6 protein-coding genes are annotated in these 4,900 nt (G+C 74.0%); 2 read left to right on the forward strand and 4 right to left on the reverse strand.

Annotated elements, in window-relative coordinates:
• Positions 1 to 161: 161 nt before the first annotated feature.
• On the forward strand, positions 162 to 2,471 hold the full coding sequence (locus VFW24_00260; protein HEX5265182.1) for an arylsulfatase: 2,310 nt from the start codon (positions 162 to 164) through the stop codon (positions 2,469 to 2,471).
• 20 nt (positions 2,472 to 2,491) lie between these two features.
• Here the strand turns inward: VFW24_00260 and arfB are convergent, their stop codons facing one another.
• The 3 genes from arfB to VFW24_00275 are packed head-to-tail and all read right to left on the reverse strand — an operon-like array spanning position 2,492 to position 4,114.
• Positions 2,492 to 2,953: an alternative ribosome rescue aminoacyl-tRNA hydrolase ArfB gene (arfB, locus tag VFW24_00265; GenBank protein ID HEX5265183.1), complete on the reverse strand. Its 462-nt coding sequence runs from the start codon at positions 2,951 to 2,953 to the stop codon at positions 2,492 to 2,494.
• Positions 2,856 to 3,836, reverse strand: coding sequence for a hypothetical protein (locus tag VFW24_00270; protein HEX5265184.1), 981 nt, complete (start codon positions 3,834 to 3,836; stop codon positions 2,856 to 2,858). Before VFW24_00270 ends, arfB begins: the two co-directional genes overlap by 98 nt.
• A gap of 8 nt (positions 3,837 to 3,844) precedes the next feature.
• Positions 3,845 to 4,114, reverse strand: coding sequence for a hypothetical protein (locus VFW24_00275; GenBank protein ID HEX5265185.1), 270 nt, complete (start codon positions 4,112 to 4,114; stop codon positions 3,845 to 3,847).
• Between VFW24_00275 and VFW24_00280 the strand changes: the two genes are divergently transcribed.
• Complete coding sequence (locus tag VFW24_00280) at positions 4,104 to 4,493, forward strand: hypothetical protein (protein ID HEX5265186.1); 390 nt, start codon at positions 4,104 to 4,106, stop codon at positions 4,491 to 4,493. The two genes, VFW24_00275 and VFW24_00280, sit on opposite strands and share 11 nt — an antisense overlap.
• A gap of 56 nt (positions 4,494 to 4,549) precedes the next feature.
• Here VFW24_00280 and VFW24_00285 read toward each other — a convergent pair.
• Positions 4,550 to 4,900 (reverse strand): aldo/keto reductase (locus VFW24_00285; GenBank protein HEX5265187.1); only part of this gene is annotated, 351 nt, incomplete at its 5' end.

A 4,900-nucleotide genomic window follows, 5' to 3' on the forward strand; every position in this document is an offset into this window, starting at 1 on the left:
CGGGGCCACGGCCAGGGCCAGGCCGATGGCGATGCGGCCGGCGGCCAGCCCGGCCACCGGGAGCGAGTCGCGTGACTGCACGGTAGGGACGTCCATGCGGTGCCGCCTCCCTCGCCGGCCGCCGGCGCAAACCCGGCCCCCCCATGGTAGGAACCCCGGCCATGACCGTTCCCTTCGGAGGCCGCATCGGGCGCGACTGGCGGGAGTCCGAGCCGTGGTGGCCGCCCGAGCCCACCCCGCCCGCCGGCGCCCCGAACGTCGTGGTGATGGTGCTGGACGACGTCGGCTTCGCCCAGCTGGGCTGCTACGGGTCCGACATCGCCACCCCGACCATCGACGGTCTGGCCGCCGGCGGCGTGCGGCTGGCCAACTTCCACACCACGGCGCTGTGCTCGCCGACCCGGGCGTGCCTGCTCACCGGCCGCAACCACCACCGCAGCGGGATGGCCCGGGTGGCCGAGCTCGGCGTCGGCTTCCCCGGCTACTGGGGGCGGCCGCCGCGCCAGAACGGCTACCTCTCGGAGATCCTGCGCGCCCACGGCTACGCCACCTACGCCGTCGGCAAATGGCACCTCACGCCCGACGACGAGACCAACATGGCCGCCCCCCGCTACACCTGGCCCCTGGGCCGGGGCTTCGACCGCTGGTACGGCTTCCACGGCGGGGAGACCCACCAGTTCGTCCCCGCTCTGTACCACGACAACCACTCCGTGCGGCCCCCGCGGGAGCTGGACGAGGGCTACCACCTCACCACCGACCTGGCCGACCGCGCCATCGGCTTCGTCTCCGACCTGCGCGCCGTCGACGCCGACCGGCCCTTCTTCCTCTACTTCTGCACCGGCGCCTGCCACTCCCCGCACCAGCCCCCGGCGGAATGGGCGGCGCGCTACCGGGGCGCCTTCGACAAGGGGTGGGACGCGTGGCGGGACGAGATCTTCGCCCGCCAGCTGGCAACCGGCCTGATCCCCTCCGGGACCACCCTGTCCCCCCGGCCGCCGTGGGTGCCGGCGTGGTCCGACCTCGATCCCGACGGGCGGAGGGTGGCGGCGCGGTTCATGGAGTGCTTTGCCGGCTTCCTGTCCCACACCGACGCCGAGATCGGCCGGGTGCTGGGCTTCCTGGCCGGTCTCGGGGAGCTGGACAACACCGTGCTGGTGCTCGTCTCCGACAACGGGGCCAGCGCCGAGGGCGGCCGGGACGGCTCGATCAACGACATCCGGATGCAGAACCTCGATCCCGCCCCGCCGGCCGAGCTGCTGCGCCGCATCGACGAGATCGGCGGTCCCCACACCCACAACAACTACCCGTGGGGATGGACGATGGCCGGCAACACGCCCTTCCGGCGGTGGAAGCGCGAGGTCCACGAAGGCGGAGTGGCCGATCCGTGCATCGTCAGCTGGCCCCGCCGCCTGACGGGGGCGGGGGGCGCCATCCGCCACCAGTTCGCCCACGCCATCGACGTGACCCCGACCGTCCTCGAGCTGGTCGGCATCGACGCCCCGGCCGAGATCGACGGGATTGCCCAGACCGAGCTCGACGGGACCAGCTTCGCCTACCTCTTCGAGGACGGCGCCGAGGAGGCGCCGGGACGCCACCACACCCAGTACTTCGAGATGTTCGGCTCGCGCGCCATCTACCACGACGGCTGGAAGGCGGTGACCTACCACCCCGTCGGTCCCGTCTACGGGGACGGCCTCGACCCCAACGCCGCGTTCGAGGACGACAAGTGGGAGCTGTACCGCGTGACCGACGACATCTCCGAGACGCGCGATCGGGCGGAAGAGGAGCCCGAGCGCGTCCGCGAGCTCGTCGACCTGTGGTGGGTCGAAGCCGGCCGCAACCAGGTGCTGCCGCTCGACAACCGCGTGCTGTGGGCCCTGCTGCACCCCAAGCCGTCGCGCCGGGCCGGGCGGGACCGGGCCCGCTACTTCCCCGGGGGGGCCCAGGTCCCCGAGTCCGCCGCCGTCAACGTGCGCAACCGCTCCCACCGTCTCGTCGTCACCCTCGAGGTGGCGCAGGGCGCGGCCCCCGACGGGGTGCTGCTGGCCCAGGGCCTGGCCATCGGGGGCTGGTCACTGCACTTCGTCGCCGGACGCCTGCGCTACGTCCACAACCTCTACGGCAAGGAGCGCCACGTCGTGGAGGCGGAGACGGCCGTCCCAGGCGGCACCGGCAGGCACACGGCCGAGCTGGCCTTCGAGAAGGATCCTGGCGGCCCCGGCGGCACGGCGCTCCTGCGGTGGGACGGGGAGGTGGTGGGCCGGGGGGAGATTCCGGTCTTCACCCCGTCGCGCTTCAACGGCGTCGGCGTGGGGCTGACGTGCGGCTACGAGTGGGGCCCGCCCGTCGGCGAGGGCTACCGGGCCCCGTTCCCCTTCAACGGCACCATCGTCGAGGCGGTCGTGGAGGCCACCGGGCCGATGCTGCGTGATCCGCTGGCCGAGCTGGAGGCCATCCTGGCCGAGCAGTAGCCCGTGGGGACCCGTCCCCGTCAGGCGAAGGGATCGGCTCTCCGCTCCCGCTTCAGCTCCCCCCTCCGCTTCTTCTGCTCGAGCCGGCGCCGGCGGGCCCCGGCGCTCGGGGCGGTGGCCACCCGGGGGCGGGTGACGGCCAGGGCGTCGGCCAGCTTCGTGCGCAGGCGGTCCAGGGCCTTGTCCCGGTTGCGCACCTGCGAGCGCTCCTCGGCGGCCCGGGCCGTGACCACCGGGCCCAGCCGCTCCAGCAGGCGGGCCCGCTGCCGGGGCCCGAGCGAGGGTGAGCCCTCCACGTCGAAGGACACCTCCACCGCCGTGTGTGACCGGTTGGCGTGCTGGCCGCCGGGCCCCGACGAGGTCGTGAAGCGCCAGCGCAGCTCGTCAGCGGGCAGCGACAGGGACCGGGTGACGCGGACGGCGGTCGGCGGCTCCGGGGTGGGCTCGCTCTCGGCGGGCGCGTCCGTGCGCCGGGGTGACATCCGCCAATTGTCCCCCGACCGGGTCCCGGGCGGGCCACAGGGCCAGTCCGAGCAGGACGGCCAGGGGCGCCACGCCCGGGTCGGTGCCCGAGCCGGTGAGGATCCCGCCGAGGTCCCCGCCGACCACGCCGAGGAACGAGATCAGCACCATGCCCGCCGCCAGCGCCGGCCGGCGCACCGGCCGCCACAGGGGCAGGACCGCCACCGCCGTGGCCGCCAGCCCCAACGCCACCGCGAACTGGGCGCCGTGGAAGCCGACCAGCCGCCCCACGGCGTGGTTGAGGGCGGCCAGCGGGGCCGGCTCTCCGACCCCGCCGTTCCTGATCTCGGCCCCGGGCACGAACGGCAGGTGGTTGGGGCCGGCCACTTCGAGCAGGGCCACCGCCATCCACAGCGCCGTCCACGGGGCCAGGGCCCACCGCCCGAGCACCCCGCCGGCGCGCCCGGTGGCGCCGGTGTCGGCGCGGGGCCACACGAGCAGGGTGACGAAGGCGTAGAGGATGGCCGGCCCCGGCGCGCCGTTCAGCACGCTGGACCCGCCCATGAACATCCCCCCGAGGCCCTCGCCGACCACCCACACCGCCAGGGCCCACGCCACCGACGCCGGGCGGGCCCAGCGCGTCGGCAGCCCCCCGCGGAGCAGGGCCACGCCCAGCGCCAGTTGCATCCCGGCGAACAGGGCGTTCCACACCACCGGGTGCCACAGCACCGCGTCGGCCATCGCGAAGTCGAGGCGCGACACCGGACCGGGCAGGCCCATGTTGGCCATCCCCAGCGTGTTCGAGAAGAACGTGCTGGTGAACATGCCCGGCTGGAGCTGGAGGGCCCCGTCCAGGAGCCACAGGGCCCCCAGGGCCATCTCCAGGCGGCGGCGGGTCAGCACGGGTCGGCTCAGCCCACGGTGATGTGGATGTCCATCCCGAGCGTCTTGTGGCTGTCCACCGGGCACCACAGCTCGTAGGAACCGGCCTGCAGGGTCACGGTCAGCGTCGCCGAGTCACCGGGGCTCAGGTCGTCGGTGCTCTTGTTGCTCACCCCGGGACCGTTGATGGTGAGGGCGTGGGTGACCGTTCCGTTGTTGACCACCTTGATCGCGTAACTGCCCGGATGGAACGTGCTCTGCGACATGGCGATCTTGTACTCGGTCTCGGTGGCGGTCACGTTGGTCGTCCCGCCGGCCGTGGTCGGGGGTGGCTTGGCCGTCGTGGTCGTAACCGGCGCGGCCGTCCTGGTGGGGACCCGCGACGTGGGCGTGGCTCCGGACGTGGCGGTGGTGCCCCCGCCCGCCGACGTGCTCGTCGCGCCCGAGGATGCCGCCGTTGTGGCGGTCGGGCCGGACGACGACGCCGTCGACGTCGATGTGGAGCCGGGCACGATCGTGTCGGTGCTCGAGCTGGTGGTGCTCGACCGGGCGCCGGCCGTCGGGGTGCTCCCTCCCCCACACGCCGCCGTCAGCAGCGCCACACCTGCCAGCGCCGCGCCCAGTGCCATCATCCGCCGGTTGCCCCAACTCATCGTGTCTCCTCCTTGTGCCGCCTGACGGCTACCTACGGGCCAGGCCGCCGTCCGGTTCGACCCGACCTTGCCACCTCTGGCTCAGGCCAGGGCGGCGTTGATACGGGAGCGCACCTCACGGTCGAGGCGGGGGAGGACCTCCAGGGCCTTCATGTTCTCCTCCACCTGCTCGACGCGGCTGGCTCCGGTGATGACCGTCGAGACCCTCGGGTGGCGGGCGCACCAGGCGAGGGCCAGCTGCGCCAGCGTGCACCCGAGGTCGTCCGCCACCGCCTGCAGCCTCTCCACCCGCTCGCGGCTCCGCGGGTCGGTGACCATGCCCTGCAGCCACTCGTAGCCGGGCAGGGCGGCCCGGCTCCGCTCGGGGATGCCGTCCCGGTACTTGCCGCTGAGCAGACCCGAGGCCAGCGGGCTCCAGACGGTGAGGCCGAG

It is taken from the genome of Acidimicrobiales bacterium (assembly GCA_036273495.1).
Lineage (GTDB): Bacteria > Actinomycetota > Acidimicrobiia > Acidimicrobiales > JAJPHE01 > DASSEU01.

Coding starts and splice junctions, on each gene's coding strand:
- arfB (HEX5265183.1), bottom strand. CDS start 2,953: ATGTCACCCCGGCGCACGGACGCGCCCGCCGAGAGCGAGCCCACCCCG.
- VFW24_00260 (HEX5265182.1), top strand. CDS start 162: ATGACCGTTCCCTTCGGAGGCCGCATCGGGCGCGACTGGCGGGAGTCC.